A 21207-nucleotide genomic window follows, 5' to 3' on the forward strand; every position below is an offset into this window, starting at 1 on the left:
GGCGTCGTACAGGATCAGCTTGGCCGCCGCGAGGTCGGCCATGGTGACCGGCTGGGCGGTGCGCTGCGGATCCGCGGAGACGTAGACGACCTCGTCGCGAAGGAGAGGGGTGACGTCGAGGCCCTCGCCATCGATGGGGAGAACCACCAGCCCGGCTTCGAGGTCACCGGAACTGACGGCCTCCGCGACCTCCACCGAGTTGAGGCCGACGATCCGCAACCGCACCTTGGGATGCCGCGCGTGGAAGCTCTCCAGCAGTTCGGACAGGAAGTAGTAGTCCGCGTTCCGTAGCAGCCCGAAGGTGGCCACACCGCCGTCGAGGGAGGTCAGGGAGCGCAGGGCGCGGTCGGCGCCTTCGGCCGCCTCGGTCGCCTGCTGTGCGTACGGCAGGAGTTCTTCGCCCGCGGCGGTCAGCACCAGCCGCCGCGGCCCCCGCGTGAACAGCGGCACCCGGTAGTGATCCTCCATGCGTTTGATCAGTTCCGAGACCGACGGCTGTGTCGTCCGGAGCTCGGTCGCGGCGGCGGAGAAGGAGCCCAGTCGCGCGGAGGCGAGGAAGGCGCGCAGCTGGTTGAGCGTGATCGCGGGAGCGGATGAGGGCGGCATGCCCTTCATTGTCCCATAGGGTGAACCTATGGAGGCTCGGGGATAACTTGGGGTTGTCCTGGGGCAGGTGCTCCATCAGGCTCTGGCGTATGAAATTGAGCCCTCGCTTCACCGCCGCTTTCGCCGACCGTTTCACCCTTCTCAAGGCTCCCGCGGTGGACGCGCCGCCGGCGCAGCGCGACCCTGAGGTGATCGCGACCGTCAGCCGCATGCTGTCGGACATCGAACGCCACGGACTCGACGCGATCCGCCGGTACGCGAGCTCCCTCGACGGCCAGTCCGACGGCGCGGTGGAACTCGGCGCGGCGGACGTGGCCCGCAGTGGCGACCGCCTGCCGAAGGACCTGCGGGAGGCGATCGAGCTGGGCGCCGAGCGGACCCAGCGCTTCGCCGCGCTCCAGCGCCAGCACCTGACGGACTTCGAGGAGGAGATAGCCCCCGGGCTGGTCGTCGGGCAGCGGTACGTGCCCGTCGGATCGGTCGGCGCGTACCTGCCGGCGGGCCGCTTCCCGCTGACGGCCAGCGCCTTCATGACGGTGGGCGTGGCCAAGGCCGCGGGTGTCCCGACGGTGATCGGGTGCACTCCTCCCCAGCCGGACGGCCGCGCCAACGATGCCGTCACCTACGCGGCCCACCTCTCCGGGATCGACCACCTCTTCGTGGTCGGCGGGGTCCAGGCCCTGGCCGCGATGGCCTTCGGGCTGCTGGGTCACCCGCCCGTCGACATGATCGTCGGTGCCGGCAACGCCTATGTGGCCGAGGCCAAGCGCCAGCTGTTCGGCACGGTCGCCATCGACCTGCTCGCGGGACCGTCCGAGGTCGCCGTCATCGCCGACGACACGGCCGACGCCGAGGCCGTCGCGGCGGACCTGCTCGGCCAGGCCGAGCACGGCCCCACCTCGCCCGCCGCGCTGGTCACCACCTCCGAGCGGCTGGGACAGGACGTCATCGCGGCGGTCGAGCGCCAGCTGCTCACGCTGTCCACCCGGGACATCTGCGGTCCCGCCTGGCGTGACTACGGGTCGGTGATCCTGGTGGGCAACCGGGAGGACGCGGTCGCGGTCATGGACGAGCTCGCCCCGGAGCACCTGGAGGTGCACACGGGCGAGGACGACTGGTACCACGACGCGCTGCGCAACTACGGCTCCCTCTTCCTCGGTCACTGGAGCACGGTGGCCTACTCGGACAAGGGCATGGCCGGCACGAACCACACGCTGCCGACCGCGGGTGGTGCCAAGCACAGTGCCGGGCTGTCCGTCTCCCGTTATCTGAAGCCGCTCACCTACCAGCGCGTCAGCCGCGAGGCCACCCCCCTGCTCGCCGAGGCCGTGGAGGTCATCTCCGCCAGCGAGGGCATGGCCGCCCACCAGGCCACGGCCACCCTCCGCCTGCGCACGTACGCCGGCTGACACCGTCGGGCCGGGGCCCCGCGCAGCCCCGAGCCGGGGGGCCCGCACCACAGCCGCGCCGGAGGCCCGCGCCCGATGGTGGGGGCGGACAGACCAGCGCAGCGGACGGACTTCGCAAGAGCTGCGGAGAGACCCTGCCGGGCCCGTGGCCCAGCCCCCGGCAGTCCCCACGGGCGCGCCCCGTCACACCCACATCCATGACGAGCCACAGGTGCGGGCCGCGGTGTCGCCGCCGGTGGAGCGGCGCAGCACCCCGTCGGGCCCTGCCACCTGCACCCGGACACGCACCGGCCGCACCCGCGGACAGCCCCCGGCGGTGTCCATCGGCACACAATCCCGGAAAATCCACAGTTACGCCCCTATAACCTGCAAGTCGCACAGGATCCGGTACCTCATATGAAATCCGCACGTCGTGAAGGCTCAAGAGCGCCCCGGTTCGTCTCCGGCGGCGCCGCAGCCGTCGCGCTGGCCGCTGTCCTCGCCTGCGCCGGGTGCAGCCCGCCCGGGGCGGGAAAGTCCGCCGTCGCCGGAGGCCAGATCGCCATCACCGACCCGGTGACCACCGCCCAGGTCGCCGCCCTCGGTGACGTCACGCTGCGCATGTGGGCGGACCAGGCGGAGAAGCCGCTGATGAAGTCGGTGATCCCCGCGTTCGAGAAGCAGTACCCGAACGTCAAGGTCGACATCACCTACAAGAGCTTCGACGACCTGGTCGCCACGGTCGTCAACGCCGCCTCCGGCAGCAACCCGCCCGACCTGTTCCAGGGCAACATCGGCTACGCGGTCGACGGGGCGCTGGTCAAGGCCAAGCTGGTGCGACCCCTGGACGACGTGGCGGCCGCCTACGGGTGGATCACGGGTACCGGCGCGAGCACCCTGGCACCCGCTCGCTGGAACGGTTCGGGCACCGCCTTCGGCACCGGCAACCTCTACGGCATGTCGCCGATCAGCGAGGTGCAGGGCATCTACTACAACAAGGCCCTGCTCAAGGAGCTGGGCCTGCGACCGCCCCGCTCTCTGAAGGACCTCGAAAAGGCGCTGCCGGCCGTCAAGAAGGCCGGCGAACAGCCGATCATGCTGGGCAACAGCGACCAGTACGCCGCCACGCACATATTCTCCGACCTGGCCGTCACCGAGCAGAAGCCGGCCGCCATCCGCGACTGGATCGGCGGCAAGGCAGGCTCCAGCTTCGTCACCGCGGGCAACGAGAAGGCGGCCGAGATGATGGCCGACTGGGCGAAGAAGGGTTACTTCGGGTCCGGCTACGACGGCCTCAGCAACGAGGACGCCGTGTCGCGGTTCGCCAAGGGCTCGGGCGTCTTCTTCGTCGGGGGCTCGTGGAACGGCGCCACGCTCGATCCGGCGAAGTTCGGATTCGGGGCACTGACCACGGGGGGTGCCGGAGCGACCGCTTCCCCCTGGCACATCTCCGCCTCCTCCAAGGTCACACCCGCCGCGGTCGCCTTCCTCGCGGCCCTGCACACCCCGAAGGCCGGTCAGGAGATCCTCGACACCGGCCGGCTGCCCGTCGTCACCGACGGTGTGAAGGGAAACAACAGCCTCCAGAGCCAGACCCTCGATGCGCTCAAGCGCACGATCGCCGCCGGTACCCAGGTCGGCTACTACGACTGGAGCGCCACCGACATGCTCACCGTCATGGGTGGCAGGCTCCAGGAGGTCATGGCCGGCCGCACCAGCGGCGCCGACTTCATGAAGTCCGTCCAGGACGCCTGGCTGAGGGCGAGGGGGACCCGGTGAGTACCGCAGCCCCCACCACCGGACCGGGCAGCACCGCTCCCGCGGCCCCCACATCCGGAACCGACCGTGCCCACCGGCCGCACCGCCGTTCGCCCTCCCTGTCCTCCCGGCCCTTCCTGTCCTCGTACTCCTGGTCCTCGCTGCTGTACGTGGCGCCGGCCCTGGCGTTCTTCGCCGTCTTCGTCCTGTACCCCATCGGCGTGTCCGTGTGGTACTCGTTCTACGCCTACGACGGCTTGACGCAGGGCACGCCGGTCGGCTGGGGCAACTACACGGCGGTCTTCACCGACAGCGGACTGCGCGCCGCGCTGCTGCACTCGGTGGTCCTGCTGTTCTTCTACGCCGTCCTTCCGGTCTGTGCCGGCCTGCTGCTGGCCGGTGCCATGTCCCGGATCCGCGTCTACGGACTGACGGTGTTCAGGGCGGTGCTCTTCCTGCCGCAGATCCTCTCCAGCGTCGTCGTCGCCGTCGCCTGGCGGAACCTGCTCGCCGAGGACGGACCGGCCAACTCGGTGCTCAGGAGCGTGGGACTGGGCCGGTTCACGACCAGCTGGCTGGGCGACTTCGGGACCGCACTGCCGTCGATCGGCACGATCGGAGCCTGGGTGGAGTACGGGCTGTGCATGGTGCTCTTCCTCAGCGGCATCGTCGGCATCGACCGCTCCACCTACGAGGCGGCCCGCCTGGACGGTGCCGGACCGGTGCGGGAGTTCTTCGCCATCACGCTGCCCGCGCTGCGCCCCCAGATCTCGATCGCGCTGATCCTCACCATCACCTTCGCGCTGCGAAACTTCGACCTCATCTGGAACACCACACGCGGTGGTCCCGGCACCTCGACGACCGTCCCCAGTCTCTACGTCTACCAGGACGCGTTCCAGAACCGCATGCTCGGCCGTGCCTCCGCGCTGGCCATCGTGCTGACCCTGGTGATCCTCGTCGTCGTGGTGGCCGTGCAGCTGGCACTGCGGGAACGCGACGTCCCGCGCCGCCGGTTCGTCAGACCGGGCACACGGGGCTCACAGGGCAGGAAGGCGCAGTCATGAGAATCGCCCGTACCGAGAGCGTCGTCACGCACGCCCTGCTCGTCCTGGCGTCCGTCGTCGCCGTCTTCCCCCTGGTGTCGATCCTCGTCTCCTCGCTGCACGGCGTGGGCGGATCCTCCGGCGGGGTGTCCTTCGCCAGCTACTCCACCGCATGGACCCAGGGCCGCTTCGGTCCCGCCCTGCTGTCGAGCGCGCTGGTGTCCGTCACCGTCGTGGTGGTCACCGTGGTGCTCGCCAGCCTGGCCGGTTACGCGCTCGCCACCATGCGGGTCCCCGGGGGCAGGGTCATCCTGGGCCTGCTGCTCGTCGGGCTCGTACTGCCCTACGAGGTGACGGTACTTCCCCTGTACGAACTGCTCACCGGCTGGCACCTCGTGGACACCTACTGGGCGCTGATCCTGCCCCAGATCGCCCTGTCGGTGCCGCTGGGCGTGCTGTGGATGCGGTCGTTCTTCGCCTCCGTCCCGGCGGAACTGCTGGAAGCGGCGCGCATCGACGGCACGAGCCGGCTGCAGACCCTGCGCCTGGTCGTGCTGCCCGTCGCCGGACCCGCCATCACCACGCTGAGCACGGTGCTGTTCCTGTTCACATGGAACGAGTTCCTGCTGGCGCTCATCCTCGTGCCCGACAACGCCTCGGTGCAGACCGTTCCCCTGGCGCTGTCCTTCTTCTCCGGCGCCGCCCGCTCCAGCGACCCGGCTGTCACCGCGGCGGCCGCTGTCCTGGTCGCGCTTCCGGTACTGCTGGCGTACGTCTTCCTCCAGCGGCGCCTGATCAGCGGCCTGACCGAAGGAGCCGTGAAATGACCGTGCCCTCCCCGTTCGAGCCGAACGGCGTCACCCGCGTCGTCTGCGAGCAACTGGCACCGCGCGTAGGCGACCTGGCGCACAACATGGATCTGGCCCGCGACGCCGTCCGGCGTGCGCTGTCCGACCGGGCCGACATCGTCGTCCTGCCCGAGCTGACCACGTCCGGTTACGTCTTCGCCGACGCCGAGGAGGCCCGGCGCACCGCCATCCGCGCCGACGACCCCTTCTTCGCCGACCTCGGGGCCCTGCTGGCCGGCACCGTCACCGTGGTCGTGCTCGGCTTCTGCGAAGACGCCGGCGACACGCTCTACAACAGCGCGGCCGTCGTCGACGCCGACGGAGTACGGGCCGTCTACCGCAAGACCCACCTGTGGGACCGGGAGACGCTCTTCTTCAGCCCCGGGCAGCGCATGGCCCCGGTGGTCACCACACCCCACGGCCGCATCGGCGTACTGATCTGCTACGACATGGAGTTCCCGGAAATGCCCCGCCGGCTGGCGTTGGCAGGTGCCGACCTGATCGCCGTGCCCACCAACTGGCCTCTGGAGGACCATCCGACCGGGGAACGCCCCGCGGAAATCATCCAGGCCCAGGCCGCCGCGCGGGCCAACGGCCTCTACATCGCCTGCGCGGACCGCAGCGGCACCGAACGCGGCCAGCAGTGGACGCAGGGCACGGCCGTCATCGACCAGTACGGCTGGATCACCGCGGCCGCGACCGGGACGGAACACCGGATCGTCACCGACCTCTTCCTCCACCTCTCCCGGGAGAAAGCTCTCTCCCCGCACAACGACCTGCTCGGCGACCGCCGAACCGACCTCTACGGCCAGGAGAGCCCGCTGCTATGACGACAGCCGACACCAAGCCCGCCGCGGCATCCCCTCACACCAGCCCCCCGGCGGACGACGACTGGTGGCGCACCGCCGTCATCTACCAGATCTACCCGCGCTCCTTCGCCGACAGCGACGGCGACGGCACCGGGGACCTGCCCGGCATCACCGCACGCCTCGACCACCTGGCGTACCTCGGCGTGGACGCCCTGTGGCTCTCGCCGTTCTACCCCTCCCCCCAACGCGACGGCGGCTACGACGTGGCCGACCACCGCGCGGTCGATCCGCGCTACGGCACCCTCGACGACTTCGACGCCCTGCTGGCCCGCGCCCACGGCCTCGGCATCCGCGTCATCGTCGACCTCGTACCGAACCACTGCTCGGCACAACACCCGGCCTTCCAGGCGGCGCTGACCTCCGCGCCCGGCAGCGAGGAACGCTCCCTGTTCCACTTCCGCGACGGCCGCGGCCCGGACGGCGCCCTGCCGCCCAACGACTGGACATCGATGTTCGAGGGGCCCGCCTGGACCAGGATCACCGAACCCGACGGCAGCCCGGGACAGTGGTACCTGCACCTGTTCGATCCCGGTCAGCCCGACTGGAACTGGGACAACCCCGCCGTGCACGAGGACTTCGAGCACACCCTCAGGTTCTGGCTCGACCGCGGAGTCGACGGCTTCCGAGTCGACGTCTGCGATGCCCTCGTCAAAGCCCCCGGCCTGCCCGACTGGCCCCACACGACCCACGGGGTCATCGAGCCGGTCGACGGCGTGATGCCGCCGATGTGGGACCAGGAGGGCATCCACGACATCTTCCGGAACTGGCGCCGGCTGCTGGACACCTACGACGGCCGGCGCATCCTGTGCGCGGAGGCGTGGCTGCCGCCCGAGCGCGCCGCCCGCATCATCCGCGCCGACGAGATGCACCAGGCCTTCAACTTCCGCTTCCTGGAGACCCCCTGGCAGCCGGCCGCCCTGCGCACCGTCGTCGACGAGTCGCTGGCCGCCAACGGTGCGGTCGGCGCGCCCACCACGTGGGTGCTGTCCAACCACGACGTGATGCGGCACGCCAGCCGCTTCGGCTACGACGGGCCCGTCGAACTGGAACACGGCGTAGGCGCCGACGACCCCCAGCCCGACCGCGCCCTGGGACTGCGCCGCGCACGGGCCGCGACCGCGCTCATGCTCGCACTGCCCGGCTCGGCCTACCTCTACCAGGGCGAGGAACTCGGTCTGCCGGATGCGACCGATCTCCCCGACGCGGCCCGCCAGGACCCGGTGTGGGAACGCTCGGGACACCGCATCCGCGGACGCGACGGCTGCCGTGTGCCCATGCCGTGGACCGATCGGGGAACCGCGTTCGGTTTCAGCGACACCCCCGACACCTGGCTGCCCCAGCCGCCCTACTACGGCACCTACGCGGCGGCTGCCCAACGCGAGCGTCCCGACTCCACGCTGCGTCTCTACCACCGCCTGCTCACCCTGCGCCGCCGCCACCGCCTGGGAGCGGGGGACTTCCGCTGGACGCCGTCCCCCGGCCACGTCCTGCACTTCACCAACGGCCCCGTCGAGGTGATGACCAACTTCGGCACCGAGCCGATCCCCCTGCCCCCCGCCGCTCATGTCCTGGCCGCCTCCGCGACGGTGACGGACCAGTTGCCCCCGGACACCACGGTCTGGCTCGGCCGACAAGGGTCCGGACCCCACGCCTGACGCCGTTGCCGTCGTATTCCTGTGGCCACGGTCCCGACGACGGCTCACTGAACCGCCGTGTGCGCGGGCAGAAAGGGAGCCCGGAGACCTTGGGGCACAGGTTGACGGCATGGCGGCGGGGGCCGACCCCACGGCGCAGACCATGCCGCAACGACAGCAGAAAAGGGGGCGGGCATGCCGCCCGGCGGAAGCGGGACAAGGGCGGGCTGGCTCGTTCGACGAGCAGCGTCTGATCACGCTCGTGGTCTGCGTACGGGCGTGGGGACGGCGCCGGCGGTGTGGGTGGCGCCGCAGATCGTGGGCTTGTACGTGCGGGATGCCCCGGGCGGTCACGATCGACCGTCCCTCACCCGCAGACGGGCCAGCCCGTACTCGCGGCCGCGGCGAGCCTGCCGGGGCTGCCGACCGGCTGGGGCGGTCGCCTCACGGGCGAGCCGGAGCAGGCGGGTCTCGGTCGCTGGTCGAACCGCCCGGGCGCCCGGGCGGCCAGCGGGCGCCGGGTGCCGCGTGGTGGCCGCACTTCCATGCCCGCCGTGTCCGCCAACCGCTACTGTCGGCTGTGACCTTGGGGACTCGCTGGGGGTGGGGACGTGCCGAGGAACTGGTTGGCGCACGTGCGACGAGGATGGTCGTCACGACCGAAGGCGATCCGTCTCGTGGTGTACGTATGCGTACCGTTGGGCCTGCTCGGCATAGTCGCCGGTGTCTACGGTGACCACCACGGCTGGTGGGAGCACCAGAGCTTCCTGACCAACCTGATCTCCAGCCTCACCAGCGTCATGTTCGGCATCCCCACCGCGCTGCTCGTCCTCGGGTACCTCAGTAACGCCCAGGCGGAAGCACTCCAGAAGCAGCAGATCCGACGCCGCGCCCGACGGGACATCGAAGCCTTCCAGCAGGTACTGCTACGTCCCTTCTCCGCCGCGGACCTGCGGTCCCTGCGCGCTCAGAAGACGGACCTGGACAGAGCGCTGACAGCGCTCCGCCGAGTACGGCCGGTTTCATTCGCACCGGGTCAGGGGTCCTACGACACCGGTCAGGCAGTCGACACGTGGCTTGATCAGGTTCGCCCGCTCGAAGCGGCGTATCAGCAGGTGCTCACCGGTATGACCTCGCAGGCGGTTGGTCTGCGGGCGCTCTGGCTGGACGATCTCCAGGCCCACTGGGAGGAGCTCGACCAGGGACTGCGGTTTCAGATGGCCGAGGCGGACCAAGCCTGGCTTACGCCCACTCGCACGGCGGAGATGCGCAGGCTGTGGGTGGGGCTGCGGGACGGGAACATCACGAGACCCCTCGATCTCGATCCGGACTCTTGGCGAGCGCGTGAACGCGCTGTGCGCGAACCACCGACTGCAGCCTTCCAACGCGGGCATGACCGAGCCCAACGAGTTCTTGCCGCGCGTAAGACATGGCTCGACGCGTTCGGTGTACTTCTGGACGGGGCCGACGAGCTGGTGGCGTTGCCGTAGTCATCCCCCGGTCTCGCTGCACATCTGGGCGCAGACCGGACCGGACACGGCGGAGGGCATCGCCCGCGTGGTCGTCGACTTCGCCGCACAGTTCCTCACAGAGGACCGCGAGGACGTCGCCGACACCCTGCGCCAGATGGAGGCCGCCGGCGTAGGCCAGGCCCTCGATGCGCACCCGCACCGTCGGCCGGTGCGCACGCGGTGCGCCTGACGGACTGCGGCATCCGGAACGTGTCCTGGGGCGTGGGGATCTGACGAACGACTGAGTCCGGGCGCCGACAAGGATGCGACTTCTGCAAGAATCGCGCCTCCCAGCGCAAACGCGGCTCTGGGTGGCAGCGGCGAGCGCCGCCAAGCAGCGGCTCTGGACATGGAGCAATCGCATGGGGTACTGGGGTTCTCTCATCGTCGCCCGCCATCGGCACCCGCTGAACGGGGCGGCAGCCTTCACCGACGGGGTGCACATGGAGCTGCTTCAGGAGCGTGCCGATGACTGGCGGCTCTGGTCGTTGGAAGGGAAAACCTCACTCGACGAGGAGACTCTCGTCGAGCTTGTGGAAGTCACTGGCCGCCCGGTCCTTGCCGGATTCGTCATGGACAGTGACTGCCTTGTGCTGGAGGGCCGAACCAGGGGCCAGGCAACTTGGCGCGCATGCCTCGACCGGACAGCCATGTCCGCCTACATGGCGGAGGACGGCCAATCCGCCGACGATTGGTTCCTGGGCCCGGAGGAGGCTGCGGAGCGCGCTGTGGCCTGGGCACGAGCGGCTGGCCTGACCCCCCTGCCCAAGACGATCGCCGATGTCCTGTCGAAGCGGTCCGACCCGTTCGTGGAGGATCTGTTCCAGGAGTTCCTGGACGGCCTGGGCATCGAGCGCTGAACCGCAGCAGGACCCAGGACGGTCTTGCGTCGGCACCTTCAGTTCAGCAGCGGACGCCCTTGGTCTCGACCCGGCGCTATACCACTAGAGACTTACCCCGCCCGGTCCGGACGAGGACATCATCGTCTGCCCTGGTCCGCGCGGGGCTTCGGCGTCCTGGCCGTCGTCTACGTCCTCCAACGCCGCGGCCGTCGACAGGCGTACCTGCCGGGGCAGGCTCGTCGTGCCCGCTTCGTCACCGCGGCGGCTCCAGACCAGGCGGGCGCGGCCGGTTGACAGGGGGGTAGGCGCACGCCTTGTCGGTCGGCGGCTGTCAGAACATCGTGCCGGTTGGGGCCTGCCGGAATCCCGCAGCGATCTCATGGTGGCGTGCGGGCACCGTGTTCGGGCCGACGCGGACGTAAAACTCTGGGAAGTCCGGGCGCGCTCGGTTGCGGTAGGCGTACATCTGGTCCCCGCCGGAGACCTCGATGGCGAGGACCTTCTTGCCGTCGTGGTCGATCACACGTGTCTCGTAGGACGGCACCGGCTCCAGGTTGTCCCGGATCATCCCCACGACCTGGAGAACCTGCTTGTCGACGTTCGCCCCCTCGGGCAGGCCCACGATCTGTAGATCGTCCCGGACGCCGATCAGGATGGTGCCACCGTCTTGTGAGGCGAAGGCGGCGATGGTCTTGAGCATCTTCTTGCGCGATTCGCCCTCGGGGACCTCCTGTTTGCACTCCAGGTGCTGTCCCTCTCCGTTCACCAGGAGGAGCTCCAGCTCGGGGCCGGATTGATCCCAGACGACCGAGGGGTCGCGGACACGCCCGTACGTGGGAGCCGGGAAGCTGCGCCAGTCCAGCCACTGGTCCCCGCGGCGGAGCACCAGCAGGCTGTCGTGCGCGGATCCGTTGGGCAACGGGAAGCGGTAGGTACCGGCTCCGTCGACGGGGCGGAGCTCGTTGCCCTGCGCGCAGGACAGCTCCAGTCCCGCGCCGTGAAGGTCGTCTCCGTCGACGACGACCGTCAGCAGGTCGGGCCCGATGGTGATCCGTGACAGCCAGCCCGAGCGCTGCGGCAGGGTGATACGCCACAGGTCCGCGCGGTTCGCGTTGCTGTCGTGGGGGCGCTGGTACAGGAAGGCGCTGAGGGCCTGGTCGAAGTTCAAGAACGAGGGGCCGTCCCCGAGGAGCAGGCCGTAGCCGGGCTGGGCAGCGTTGGTGTCCCGGTTGATGGTCCACTCGGTGCGCGGCCACGGTGTGGTCACCCGGTCCCACTCTTCCTGGCCGCGCAGCCGATAGGTGGAGGCGGTGGAGGACGGCGGGCCCGGGCAGACGACGCGGAGACCGTCGACGTCCTGTTCCTCGCCCCGCAGCAGCGCGGCGACCGTCGGGCCGGGCAGGCGTGCTTCCAGGAAGGTCGCCGTGCTGTAGCGCCAGGCTCGCCCCGTTACCGGGGTGTCGTCGTCCAAGGCGACCTGGCCGTGGTGCAGTTGCCATTGAGTCGCGTGCGCGACCAGTGCCAGCCGGACGTTCACGGCGACGCGCTCGCGGAGCATCGTCACCAGTTCGGCCGTGTTCATCTGCCCGCTGTCCGCCATGACCGGCTTCCCCTCTCCCCCACAACGTACGAAGCACGGACCGGACGCATCGCCACGGCCCGCGCTCTGGAGCAGGCTACGCCGACCCCGGGCACCGCCGGCGAACGCGTGGCCGCGTTCAGTGGCCGCCGCGCGGCTCGAAACAGCCCGATTCCAGGAACCGTCCGTTGACCGTGACTTGGTAGTTGGTCGACTGTACGAACCCGGTCACACAGGCATCATGACGGACGTTGAGGGCGATGCTGGTACCCGGGTTGCTGTCGGGGTTGTGGGCCTGTACGAAGAGCGTTCCGCGCCCCTGTTCGCTGTCCGGACCCTCGTTTCGGTAGCCGAGCTTGAGCAGCGCCGTGCGCACACTCTCGGCATCCCATGTCTTGGACGTCCAGAGCCGCTTGAGGACGGGCTCGATGCGGGCAGCCTCCGCGCGGGCGGCTTCCTCACTGGCGGGGGACATCTCTTTGGGGACCTTGAAGCCGTTGTTCTCGTGGTAGTGCGGGGCTCCGTCGTGGGAGTCAGGCTCCACGTTGCCCCGCGCCGGGCCGGCGGGCGTGCCGCTGTGTGAAGGGGAGCCGGGGCCGGCCGCCGTCGGTCCCGTGTGCTCCTGGCCGCAGGCGGTCAGGGTCAAGGCAGTGCCCAGGAGAAGGCCCGCAGCAACGTGTCTCGGTCTGGGTATCCGCATGAGGAGGACTCTGCCACAGTGCCGATGCGGTCAACGCCCGCTCGCGAAGGGGAAACCGTTGGCAGGCGGGACAGCTGCGGACGGGCCGGTACCGACCTGGTGGACCTCGCCCGCACTCCCGCATACCGCCGTGGTCACGGAGTTTGCTACGGCGGACTCAACTACCGTATGGGCTTGTAGAGTTTGGCGGCGCACGTTTCGAACCGGCCTCTCCGCGGCCAGCGATCTGGCGATCTGGTGATCGTCTCAACCGATGTCGGACGCCGGGGTCTCAACTTCGTCGTCGTAGACTCGAGCCTTCGCGCGCACCGAGCGATGAGCCGGGTGGCGGAACGGCTGACCGGGAAGCCGACGCCGGCAAGGCTGTCGGTGCGCGTTCGTAGGATCGTCGGCATGTCTGATGCCTTCACCGTCCTGTGGACCCACGACACGTGCCGTGCCCTGCGCAAGGCAGGTCGCGTGGGCGAGCGGCCACCAGTCGCCTTCAGTGGAGCCCACACCTCTCTTCCGGCTTGGCTGGGCGCGTGCCCCGGTGACGAGGTGTACGCGCTGCACGTGAACCGAGGGGAGGTCATGATGGTGAGCCGCATGCGAGTCGTCGGCATAGGAAGACGCGAGTGTTGCGGCACCGCTCCTGCGACGTGGCAGGACCCCGGGTTTCCCGGGCACGACGACTGGTCGGCGCTCGGTGCCAATGGCTGCGGCGCCGAGGCAGTGCACGTGGACGCCACCCCTGTTCGCTTCGACGTGCCGATCCCCGGCGACCTCCTGGGACGACTCACCTGGCGCAACCGTCGAGGACAGACCCGTGGCCTGAAGCACGTGGTGGACGGTCGCCTGGAGCGCGCGATCAGCCTTCAGGGGTTCTACCGTCTGACGGCTGAGTCGGCCGACGATCTGGCAGAGGTTCTCGAAAACACCGCCCCTGAGCACAGTGGATAGGACGGCTCTCCTGCTCTGCCTCCGTGACCCGCGGTGTTTCACCTCGCGATGATCGACCGGTGGGACCAGGAGGACGCCGCCCGCCGCATCCGCTCCCACCGCGCACGATCGGCGAGTACTTCGCGGCCGAGCAGTCGCTGCTCGCACCACTGCCGCAGGAGCCGTTCGAGACCGGGCGACTGTCCACCCCGCGGGTCGACCGCTACAGCCGGATCTGCGTCCGGATGAACCGCTACTCGGTGAACTGGGGCTGTTGGTGCGGGCCCAGCGAGCCGGCGACATCCTCCTGTCGAGGGCCTTCTTCGTCGCCGACTTCCAGGACTGGGCGTACACGGTGCACGACTGCGCCGCACAGCACCTGGTCGGGGTCTGCCCCAAGTCCGCCCGGCGCACCGCGACCGGCCGGCCCTCCGCCCTTGAGCGGGCTGTAACAGCCAAGTCGCCGTCTAGCCGGTCTGCGCGGGGACTGGGCGGGGTAGTGTCTTCGTCCGTCCGCGTTCCAACGCGGTGGTCAGGAGACGACGTACGGGGGTGCAGGTGCAGAGTTTCGCACGACTTCCATTGGAGGGCGGGGGCGTGGTGCTGGTCGAGGCCGCGCCGGAGGTGGATGGGCCGGTGAAGGCCGGGCGCGTCGCGGATGCGATGCGGGAGTTGCCGCAGACTGTGCAGCAGGCGTTGGTACCCGTGCGGGAGACCGCGCGGGCGGTGCTGGAGCAGTTACGGCAGGCCGGTCCGGATGAGATCGAGGTGGAGTTCGGGGTGGACCTGTCGGCTCAGGCCGGAGCAGTTATCGCCAAGAGCGAATCGGCGGTGCATCTGCAAGTCAGAGTCGTGTGGAACCGCCAGGAATCCCCTGACGGCGCGCTGTGACGGCAGCCGGGGGGTGGGAGGCGTGACTGCCACTGATGACACGGGCCGGGAGGCAGCCGGGCAGGACCGGTCGGCAGTGCTCGGCGCGATCGCCCGCGTCCTCGCCGAGGACGGCCGGACGGCCGGGACGGGTTTCCTCGTCGCCGAGGAGACCGTCGTCACCTGCGCACACGTGGTACGGGCTGCCGGGCAGGAGCCCGGCGGGCGCGTGCGACTGGCTTTCCCGCACCTGCCCGGCAGCCCATGCCTGACCGGGCACGTGCTGACCGCGTCGTGGCGCGGACCGGAGGCCGAGGACCTCGCGGTCCTGCGTTTGGACAGCGCCCCGGCGGGTGCCCGACCGGTGCGGCTGGGGTCCGCGAATGGCTGCCGCGGACACCGCATCCGGTCCTATGGATTCCCCTCCCAGGCACCTGCCCGGGGACACTTCGGCTACGGCACAGCCGGTGACCTGCTCCCCGGCAGTACCGGCCCCCTTCTGCAGCTGGCCGACGCCAACGACCTGACCACGGGATTCAGCGGGGGACCAGTGCTCGATGAGGTCACCGGCCTGGTGATCGGCATGGTTACCGCTATCACCGCCCCCGACTCCTACGCCCGCGGCGTCGCAGTCGCCTACGCCACCCCCACTCAGGTACTGCGCCAGGTGTGGCCCGGCCTGGCTGAGCAGCAGGTGCACCCCTACCGCGGTCTTGAGCCGTTCACCGCCGAGCACGCAGGGTGGTTCCACGGCCGGGAGAAAGCGGTCGAACGCGTCCTGGCGGCTCTCACCAAGCAGCCTCGTGGGCTGCTGCTCCTCGGACCCTCCGGCGCGGGCAAGTCGTCGCTGGTTCAGGCGGGAGTGCTGCCGGCTCTGGCCGACGGCAGGCTGCCCGGCAGCGACCGTTGGCCGCACGTGATCGCCCGCCCCGGGCAGGACCTCCTCGCCGAGCTGGAGCGTGCCGGCCTGCCCGGCGCCACGAGCGGCGGGATCGTCGAAGCAGCCGAGCGCAGACTCGCGGCGGAGCCGGACGACCGGCGCCTGGTGCTGGTCATCGACCAGTTCGAGGAACTGCTCACCGAGCCCGCCGCCGGCCGGCAGCCGACCCGGCAGCACGCCGCTGCCGAACAACTCGTGGCACTGATCGGCTCATCGGTGGCGGTCACCGTGATCCTGGTCATGCGCGACGACTTCTACTCGCGTCTGGCCGCCTGGGCCCCAGACCTGCTGGACGCCGCGTCACCTGGACTGCTCAACATCCCTGCCACCCTGGACGTCCAGGATCTGCACGCCATCATCACCAGGCCCGCCCACACCGCGGGCGCCAGTGCGGAAGACGGCCTGGCGCAACGCATCATCACCGATGTCCTGGCCGCCGATCCCATCGCCTCGGTCACCCGGCAGGCACCGGTCACCCTGCTGCCACCCCTCCAACTGGCCTTGAGCCAGCTATGGGAGCGCCGTGAGGACGGCAGGCTCACCCACCGCGCCTACGACCGGATCGGCGAAGTCACCGGAGCCCTGACCACCTGGTGCAACACAGTCATCGCCGGCATGCCCGCCGACCACCGCCCCACCGCACGGCGGATCCTGACCGCCCTGGTGCGGCCGGCCGACGACGCCCACGCGATCCCGGCCACCCGCCGCCAAGTACCCCTGACCGACCTGCGCGCCCTGGCCACCGACCCCTACACCGCCGCCCCGCAGGACGACCAGACCTTCGAGACTGTCATGGCCGCCTTGACCGGCCACCGGATCATCGCCACCCGCACCATGCCCCGCCCCGACGGCACCCCCGATGCCGCGACCGCCGAACTCATCCACGACGCACTCGTGCGCGACTGGACCGACCTACGCGACTGGATCGCCGCCGATCACCACTTCCACACGTGGCTCCACCGCGTCGGCGAACAGCAGGCCCGCCACGCCGAGACCGGTCACCCGGGCGATCTGCTGGACGGCACCGACCTCGCCGAAGGCACCACCCTGGCCCAGCACCGCGGCCTGCCCCCAGACATCACCGAATTCCTCAACGACAGCCGGCAACGACAGCACGCCGCGCTCCGCCGCACCCGCCGCATCAACATCGCCCTGACCGGTCTGCTCACTGTGGCCCTCATCGCCGCCGGCCTGGCCTTCCTGCAACGCCGAACCGCCATCACCGCACAGAAGACGGCCCAGTCCCGGCAACTGGCCGCGCAGTCCGCCACCCTGATGGACACCGACCCCGATCTGGCGTCACTGCTGGCCGTCCAGGCCTACCGCACCAGCCCCACGACCGAGGCCGTCACCAGCCTCGACACAGCCGCCTCCCGCCCCTTGCGAACCACACTCACCGGCCACGTCGGCCTCGTGTCCGCGGTGGCGTTCAGCCCCGACGGCCGCACCCTCGCCACCGGCAGCGGTGACCGTTCGGCCCGGCTGTGGGACGTGACCACCGGCAGAACCCGCCGCACCCTCATCAGCACCACCGGTCTCGTGTACACGCTGGCGTTCAGTCCCGACGGCCGTACCCTCGCCACCGGCAGCCAAGACGGGACGGTGCGGCTGTGGGACGTAGCCAGTGGCGAAACCCGCCGCATCCTCACCGGCCACACCGGCCCCGTGTACACGCTGGCGTTCAGCCCCGACGGCCGCACCCTCGCCACCGGCAGTCGTGATGAGACGGTGCGGATGTGGGACGTGGCCACCGGCAGATCTCGCCGTACCCTCACCGGCCACACCGGCTTCGTGGAGGCGCTGGCGTTCAGCCCCGACGGCCGTACCCTCGCCACCGGCAGTCGTGACAAGACGGCGCGGATGTGGGACGTGGCCACCGGCAGATCCCGCCGTACCCTCACCGGCCACACCGACGAGGTGGCTGCGGTGGCGTTCAGCCCCGACGGCCGTACTCTCGCCACCGGCAGTCGTGATGAGACGGTGCGGATGTGGGATGTCACCACCGGTGAAGTTCGCCGCACCCTCACCGGCCACACCGACGAGGTGGCTGCGGTGGCGTTCAGTCCCGACGGCCGTACCCTCGCCACCGGCAGTCGCGACAAGACGGCGCGGTTGTGGGACGTGACCACCGGTGAAGTTCGCCGCACCCTCACCGGCCACACTCAGGACGTGGCTGCGGTGGCGTTCAGCCCTGACGGCCGTGCCCTCGCCACCGGAAGCTTCGACCATACGGCGCGGTTGTGGGACGTGACCAGGAGCGGAGCCCGCCGCACCTTCACCGCCCGCACCGGCTCCGTGGAAGCGGTGGCGTTCAGTCCCGACGGCCGCACTCTGGCCCTCGGGGGCGCGGACGAGACGGTGCGGCTGTGGGACGTGGCCACCGGCGAAGTTCGCCGCACTCTCACCGGCCACACCAAGCACGTGAGCGCGGTGGCGTTCAGCCCGGACGGCCGCACCCTCGCCACCGGCGGCGGCGGCGAGGGGGCGGTGCGGCTGTGGGACGTGGCCACCGGCAGAACCCGCCATACCCTCACCGGCCACACCGATGGTGTGGGCGCGGTGGCGTTCAGCCCGGACGGGCGCACTCTCGCCACCGGCGGCGGCGACCATTCGGTGCGGTTGTGGGACGTGGCCACTGGCGAACCCCGTCATACCTTCACCGGTCACACCGACTTCGTGTTCGCGGTGGCGTTCAGCCCCGACGGCCGCACCCTCGCCACCGGCGGTCGTGATCAGACGGTACGGCTGTGGGACGTGGCCACCGGCAGAACCCACCGCACCCTCACCGGCCACACCGATCCCGTGGAAGCGGTGGCGTTCAGTCCCGACGGCCGCACCCTCGCCACCAGCGGTGACGACGATACGGTGCGGTTGTGGGATGCGGCCACCGGCGAAGTTCGCCGCACCCTCACCGGCCACACCGGCCCCGTGTATGCGGTGGCGTTCAGCCCCGACGGCCGCACCCTCGCCACCGGCGGTCGTGATCAGACGGTACGGCTGTGGGACGTGGCCACCGGCAAAACCCGCCGCACCCTCACCGGCCACACCGGGTACGTGTTCACGGTGGCGTTCAGCCCCGACGGCCGCACCCTCGCCACCGGCGGCTGGGACAAGACGGTGCGGCTGTGGGACGTGAACCTCTCCACACCATCCGAATCCATCCACCACATCTGCCGGGCCGTCCACCGAGACTTCACCGCTGAAGAATGGTCACGGTATGTGCCAGGACGGGAACTCAGCCCAGTGTGTGCCTGACTGTGATCGGGCGGTGGGCCGGCAGCGGGTGGGCGCCAGCGGAGATCGGGGCATCAGCCGGGAGCAGACGTCCCTGAAGAGTCCGCACCGACCACCGTCACTCCGCTCACTTCTGCCCCCTCCGTCTGCTGATCGGCGCGGTCGCATCGGCAGCCTGCTTCCGGCGGCTGCCTGCACGCACCAGTGCGCACGGCGTCCACGGTCGTGGGTGGTGTGCTGTGCGCTGCGGCCCAGCCAGCCGGCGGCCGCCGCGCTCGACTCTCCCCAGGTCGTGCGAACGACGGTCCGCCGGTGGCGCTCCTCGGTGTCTACCGCTCCGTGACCGAGCGGTGCCGCATGCGCAGGAGCCAGGCGGCCCCGCCGACGGCGAGCAGCCCGCCGCCGGCCAGACCGGCGGCGCCCGCCGCCGCAGTGCCGTCCTCAGCCGCGGCCGGGTCGCCGCCAGTGCCGACCCCGGCCATGCCGGCGTGGTTGGTCATGCGGCAAGTGCCGCCGCGGACCATGTCCAGGTGCATCGCCACCACCGGACGGGCACTGCGCGCAGCGGCCACGACCTGGGTGTTCTTCCCCGCCTTGATCTCCTGGTCGATCAACGCGAGCGTCTGGCGATGTCCGGCTTCCTGGGTCTTGAGCCACGCCGTGTCGTAAGCCGATGTCCCGGCCTTCGCCTGCACGGCGGCCAGTTGCCTCGTCTGCTCCGCGGACGGGGAGGCGGGCAGCTGCACCTTCAGCTTGCCGGCCAGCGTCTTCACGTCCGTGTCCAGCTTGGTGTGGTCGCGTACCAGTACGGCGCCGACCTGCTTCACGCACGCGGTCTTGGCATGCCTCTGTGCGTCTTGGCCCGCTGCGATCTCGGCGAGGTTGCCCTGATGCACCTGTATCAGGAACGTTTGGTCCTGGCCAGCGGCTTGTTGGGCGGATGCGTGGGGTGCGGCCGCACCGCACAGCGCCACCGCCGCGATCGCGGCGGCCACCGGTCGTTTACGCATGGGTTTCGCTCCCTTCGCGCCGGCTCGGGACGTGTGTCACCTGCACCGGCGATCGGAACGGGGCGCGTGACATAGCGCCCCCCATGGATCTGTACCGAGGCACCACCCGCCCGTATCGGGATGAGCCCGCCGTTCACCCGAATGGCCTCTGCGGACAGCCCCTGGGTGTGCGCGGACGTACGCCGGACGGATCACCCCTGCGGCGCCTGCGGAGCGGCCCACCCACCTCCGGAGACGACGCCGGCCGAGGAGGACCCAACGGGCTCGTGCGGAGCGTTCTTCTTGCACTTTCGGTCCCGTCGATGATCCCGGTCTGCCCGTTGGCGCCGAGATGGTCGACAAGGTCAGCCAGGGCCGTAGACGCACACCTGGGCTGACAGTGCAGTGCAGCCTCGCTCGGCGAGTAGAGGCCGCACCTCACCGATGGCACGGGTGGTGGTCGAGGGGTCCACGCCGAACCAGCAGGCAAGCACGTCGTGCGTTGTTCCGTGGCGGAGAGGGACAAGCGTGGCCAGAAGCCGGTCGACGAACACCAGCCGGTGCTTCGCAGCGGCGCCCACGGCCCGATTCCGTAACCGCGAGACGCGCTTGGCCTGGTGCCGTTCCGCACACAGCTGGGGTCAGGAGGGAACCGTCTCCGGCCGCCTCGGCACCACGGGTGTCAAAGCCTTGCGCTGGCGCCCGTTCGGCACGAAATGGAGACACAGCAGGCCGGGAGGAGCAGGTGGATGGTGAGCATCTGCTCTCGCGTCTGGACGCGTCGCGCTTCGCCCGGCGCGTCGTCGAGCAGCAGGCCGTCCGGCAGCTTGGGCTGATCGACCGCTGGATCGCCGAGGAGGAGCGGCGCCACGGGGAGGTGAAGCGGCTGGCCCCCTGCGGACTGGCTGATCCAGTACGGCCCTGAACCGAGCCAACGTCGGCGCGGTTCACGTGGGCGGCTGCCGGGCCGCGAAGAAGAGCGGCCGATGCCCGGCCCGCCACGCGCAAGCAGGCCCTCGACGCGCTCTGGCGCCAGGTGCCGCCGTGCGTGCAACTGCCGACCGGACATCCGCCCTCGGCCTCAGGGACTGACGCTCAGAGCCCCGGCCAGCGTGTGGCGAAAGGCTATGCGAGGCTTCAGCCGGACGATCGTCCTCGCATGCCCACGCTGAACGCGGCCTGTCCGGCGGACCTCGCCGGACAGGCCCCTCGTCCAGAGGAGGGCTCAGCGCTTGAGCGTGAAGGTGAAGTCGTCGGAGAGCTTGCCGCCCAGCCGGACCGCCGAAACGACTTTCTCCTCCGTGATCAGTCTTTCGACCTCGGCCCGCGAAAGACTGCAACCTTCAGCGATCAGTCGCACCGGCCGGACAGGAACCCGGGTTGCGTCCTGAGAAGTGGTGTACGGGTTCCCACCTGATCCGGGCGTTTGCCCCGGCGTCGGAGTGAGAGTCCGGATACAAGAACGGCCACCGGCT

Annotated in this window: 19 protein-coding genes; 13 read left to right on the plus strand and 6 right to left on the minus strand. The window is 70.2% G+C overall.

The window, feature by feature from the left end; all coding sequences use genetic code 11:
• On the minus strand, positions 1–606 hold a 606-nt coding region (locus OO52_RS43785), incomplete at its 3' end, for a LysR family transcriptional regulator (RefSeq protein WP_030658511.1).
• A gap of 89 nt (positions 607–695) precedes the next feature.
• Between OO52_RS43785 and hisD the strand changes: the two genes are divergently transcribed.
• From hisD to OO52_RS43830, 9 genes are all read left to right on the plus strand, one after another.
• Positions 696–2015 carry a histidinol dehydrogenase gene (gene hisD, locus OO52_RS43790; protein ID WP_030658513.1) on the plus strand — a complete coding sequence of 440 codons (1320 nt, stop codon included), beginning with the start codon at positions 696–698 and terminating at the stop codon, positions 2013–2015.
• Between the two features lie 396 nt (positions 2016–2411).
• Positions 2412–3773, plus strand: coding sequence for an ABC transporter substrate-binding protein (locus tag OO52_RS43795; RefSeq protein WP_051819096.1), 1362 nt, complete (start codon positions 2412–2414; stop codon positions 3771–3773).
• Positions 3770–4816: a carbohydrate ABC transporter permease gene (locus OO52_RS43800; RefSeq protein WP_030658517.1), complete on the plus strand. Its 1047-nt coding sequence runs from the start codon at positions 3770–3772 to the stop codon at positions 4814–4816. The genes OO52_RS43795 and OO52_RS43800 overlap by 4 nt, the downstream gene beginning before the upstream one ends.
• Complete coding sequence (locus OO52_RS43805; RefSeq protein ID WP_030658519.1) at positions 4813–5622, plus strand: carbohydrate ABC transporter permease; 810 nt, start codon at positions 4813–4815, stop codon at positions 5620–5622. The genes OO52_RS43800 and OO52_RS43805 overlap by 4 nt, the downstream gene beginning before the upstream one ends.
• Positions 5619–6473: a nitrilase-related carbon-nitrogen hydrolase gene (locus tag OO52_RS43810; RefSeq protein WP_030658520.1), complete on the plus strand. Its 855-nt coding sequence runs from the start codon at positions 5619–5621 to the stop codon at positions 6471–6473. The genes OO52_RS43805 and OO52_RS43810 overlap by 4 nt, the downstream gene beginning before the upstream one ends.
• Entirely contained in the window at positions 6470–8167 is a 1698-nt protein-coding gene (locus OO52_RS43815; RefSeq protein ID WP_030658522.1) for a glycoside hydrolase family 13 protein, read from the plus strand. The genes OO52_RS43810 and OO52_RS43815 overlap by 4 nt, the downstream gene beginning before the upstream one ends.
• Before the next feature lie 656 nt (positions 8168–8823).
• Positions 8824–9636, plus strand: coding sequence for a hypothetical protein (locus tag OO52_RS43820; RefSeq protein ID WP_030658524.1), 813 nt, complete (start codon positions 8824–8826; stop codon positions 9634–9636).
• Entirely contained in the window at positions 9593–9847 is a 255-nt protein-coding gene (locus OO52_RS43825) for a hypothetical protein (protein ID WP_234337915.1), read from the plus strand. Before OO52_RS43820 ends, OO52_RS43825 begins: the two co-directional genes overlap by 44 nt.
• A gap of 172 nt (positions 9848–10019) precedes the next feature.
• Positions 10020–10517: a hypothetical protein gene (locus OO52_RS43830; RefSeq protein ID WP_030658528.1), complete on the plus strand. Its 498-nt coding sequence runs from the start codon at positions 10020–10022 to the stop codon at positions 10515–10517.
• A gap of 313 nt (positions 10518–10830) precedes the next feature.
• Here the strand turns inward: OO52_RS43830 and OO52_RS43835 are convergent, their stop codons facing one another.
• The gene (locus tag OO52_RS43835) at positions 10831–12099 is read right to left on the minus strand and encodes an AlbA family DNA-binding domain-containing protein (protein ID WP_030658530.1); all 1269 of its coding nucleotides are present in this window, start codon (positions 12097–12099) and stop codon (positions 10831–10833) included.
• 118 nt (positions 12100–12217) lie between these two features.
• The gene (locus OO52_RS43840) at positions 12218–12724 is read right to left on the minus strand and encodes a hypothetical protein (protein ID WP_245240331.1); all 507 of its coding nucleotides are present in this window, start codon (positions 12722–12724) and stop codon (positions 12218–12220) included.
• Between the two features lie 447 nt (positions 12725–13171).
• Between OO52_RS43840 and OO52_RS43845 the strand changes: the two genes are divergently transcribed.
• From OO52_RS43845 to OO52_RS43855, 3 genes are all read left to right on the plus strand, one after another.
• Positions 13172–13720: a hypothetical protein gene (locus OO52_RS43845; protein WP_030658535.1), complete on the plus strand. Its 549-nt coding sequence runs from the start codon at positions 13172–13174 to the stop codon at positions 13718–13720.
• 576 nt (positions 13721–14296) lie between these two features.
• A complete protein-coding gene (locus OO52_RS43850; RefSeq protein WP_267885042.1) occupies positions 14297–14590 on the plus strand; it encodes a CU044_2847 family protein in 294 nt (97 codons plus the stop codon).
• Positions 14591–14612: 22 nt separating this feature from the next.
• Positions 14613–18764 carry an eIF2A-related protein gene (locus OO52_RS43855; protein WP_234339998.1) on the plus strand — a complete coding sequence of 1384 codons (4152 nt, stop codon included), beginning with the start codon at positions 14613–14615 and terminating at the stop codon, positions 18762–18764.
• Positions 18765–19072: 308 nt separating this feature from the next.
• On the opposite strand, the gene OO52_RS43860 is transcribed toward OO52_RS43855, so the two are convergent.
• Both OO52_RS43860 and OO52_RS53700 read right to left on the minus strand, forming a co-directional pair.
• Entirely contained in the window at positions 19073–19753 is a 681-nt protein-coding gene (locus OO52_RS43860; protein WP_078877557.1) for a DUF4142 domain-containing protein, read from the minus strand.
• 344 nt (positions 19754–20097) lie between these two features.
• Complete coding sequence (locus OO52_RS53700; protein ID WP_420711469.1) at positions 20098–20313, minus strand: helix-turn-helix domain-containing protein; 216 nt, start codon at positions 20311–20313, stop codon at positions 20098–20100.
• 164 nt (positions 20314–20477) lie between these two features.
• On the opposite strand from OO52_RS53700, the gene OO52_RS52345 reads away from it, so the two are divergent.
• On the plus strand, positions 20478–20657 hold the full coding sequence (locus OO52_RS52345; protein ID WP_063738853.1) for a hypothetical protein: 180 nt from the start codon (positions 20478–20480) through the stop codon (positions 20655–20657).
• 300 nt (positions 20658–20957) lie between these two features.
• Here the strand turns inward: OO52_RS52345 and OO52_RS53705 are convergent.
• On the minus strand, positions 20958–21207 hold a 250-nt coding region (locus tag OO52_RS53705), incomplete at its 5' end, for a DUF1062 domain-containing protein (RefSeq protein ID WP_234339999.1).

Source organism: Streptomyces flaveolus, from assembly GCF_000716535.1.
In the GTDB taxonomy this organism is placed as follows: domain Bacteria; phylum Actinomycetota; class Actinomycetes; order Streptomycetales; family Streptomycetaceae; genus Streptomyces; species Streptomyces flaveolus_A.

Excerpts from the sequence above, each read along its gene's own strand:
- hisD (WP_030658513.1), top strand. The coding sequence starts at position 696 with ATGAAATTGAGCCCTCGCTTCACCGCCGCTTTCGCCGACCGTTTCACC.
- OO52_RS43795 (WP_051819096.1), top strand. The coding sequence starts at position 2,412 with ATGAAATCCGCACGTCGTGAAGGCTCAAGAGCGCCCCGGTTCGTCTCC.
- OO52_RS43805 (WP_030658519.1), top strand. The coding sequence starts at position 4,813 with ATGAGAATCGCCCGTACCGAGAGCGTCGTCACGCACGCCCTGCTCGTC.
- OO52_RS43810 (WP_030658520.1), top strand. The coding sequence starts at position 5,619 with ATGACCGTGCCCTCCCCGTTCGAGCCGAACGGCGTCACCCGCGTCGTC.
- OO52_RS43815 (WP_030658522.1), top strand. The coding sequence starts at position 6,470 with ATGACGACAGCCGACACCAAGCCCGCCGCGGCATCCCCTCACACCAGC.
- OO52_RS43830 (WP_030658528.1), top strand. The coding sequence starts at position 10,020 with ATGGGGTACTGGGGTTCTCTCATCGTCGCCCGCCATCGGCACCCGCTG.
- OO52_RS43835 (WP_030658530.1), bottom strand. The coding sequence starts at position 12,099 with ATGGCGGACAGCGGGCAGATGAACACGGCCGAACTGGTGACGATGCTC.
- OO52_RS43845 (WP_030658535.1), top strand. The coding sequence starts at position 13,172 with ATGTCTGATGCCTTCACCGTCCTGTGGACCCACGACACGTGCCGTGCC.
- OO52_RS43860 (WP_078877557.1), bottom strand. The coding sequence starts at position 19,753 with ATGCGTAAACGACCGGTGGCCGCCGCGATCGCGGCGGTGGCGCTGTGC.